This is a genomic window from Nonomuraea sp. NPDC005650 (assembly GCF_040605375.1).
GTDB lineage: Bacteria > Actinomycetota > Actinomycetes > Streptosporangiales > Streptosporangiaceae > Nonomuraea.
In genome coordinates this window covers 1-1446 of the sequence record NZ_JBEXCR010000139.1, presented here as the reverse complement: position 1 = coordinate 1446, position 1446 = coordinate 1, and the positions used below count along the sequence as shown (strand labels likewise).

Here is a 1446-nt window from a genome sequence, read left to right as displayed (position 1 = left end):
GTCACCGGGACCGGTTCGTCCGGCTCGGCCTACTACGCGACGATCCCGGTCAGCCTGTACGCCGACGGCGCGCTGATCCGCTGGCGCGTGCGGGGTGAGGACGGCAAGGCCACCAGCGCGTGGAGCCCCTGGTGCGAGGCCACCGTGGACGCCACCGCCCCGGGCCGTGAGCCGGTCGTGTCCTCGCCCCAGTACTCCGAGGACACCTGGAACGACGGCGTGGGCCTGGCGGGCACCTTCACGTTCGACCCCAACGGCGTCACCGACGTGGCCGCCTACGTCTACGGGCTGGACACCACGCCCAAGACCGAGGTCGCGCCCGCCGCGGACGGCACGGCCACGATCGCGCTCACCCCGCGCCACGACGGCCCCAACGTCCTGTCGGTACGCAGCAAGGACCGCGCGGGCCAGCTCGGCCCGATCCGCACGTACGTCTTCAACGTCAACTCCGGCCGCGCGCCCAGCGGTCACTGGACCCTGGACGAGGGCCAGGGCACCGTGGCCGCCGACGGCGCGAATGCCCACCCGGCCACGTTGTACGGGGCCACGTGGACGACCGGCAGGACGGGCATGGGGCTGCGCCTGGCCAACGCCTACGCGCAGACCTCCGGCCCGATCACCGACACCAGCCGCAACTTCACCGTCTCCGCCTGGGCGAGGCTGACGGGCAACGCCGCCACCGCCACCGTCGTCACCCAGGAAGGCGCCAGGGCCGAGGGTTTCGCGCTGCAGTACTCCAAGGGCGATGACCGCTGGGCGCTGGTGCGCGCGGGTTCGGACGCCGACGGCGCCGCGACGGTCAAGGCGCTGTCGGCCGCCGCCCCGAGGCTGAACGAGTGGACCCATCTGGTGGGGGTCTACGACTCGGCCGCGGGCCAGATCTCGCTCTATGTCAACGGCAAGCTGGAGTCCTCGGTCGCCTTCACCCAGCCGTGGAACGCCACCGGGCCGCTGACCATCGGCCGTGGCAAGGTCAACGGCGCGGCGGCGGAGTCCTGGCCGGGTGATGTGGACGAGGTCCGCGTCTATGGCCGGGCGATGTTCGCCGACGAGGTCGCCGATCTGGTCAACAGCGCTGCCACGCTGGTCGGCCACTGGCAGCTGGATGAGGAGTCGGGCACGAGCGCGGCGGAGGCTTCCGGCCGCTCGACGGCTGCGACGCTGGCCGGGGGCGCGTCGTGGACGGCCGGCTGGCTGGACGGCGCGCTCGCGCTGGACGGCGTCAACGGCTATGCCCAGAGCGGCGGGCCCGCGGTGAACACCAGGTCGAGCTTCACCGTGGCAGCCTGGGTCCAGCTCGACTACCTGCCCACCGTCGACACCTTCGCGGTGGCCCAGCCGGGCAGCCGGACGGCCGGGTTCCAGCTCGGCTTCGACAAGGAGCAGGGCCGCTGGACCCTCGGTATGAGGGCTGCCGACACCGACACCGGCGCCTTGGTGCGGACC

General features: G+C 72.8%; 1 protein-coding gene. It reads left to right on the top strand.

From position 1 onward, the window contains the following. A partial coding sequence (locus ABZS69_RS67045) for a LamG domain-containing protein (RefSeq protein WP_355395671.1) occupies positions 1 to 1446 on the top strand: 1446 nt, incomplete at both ends.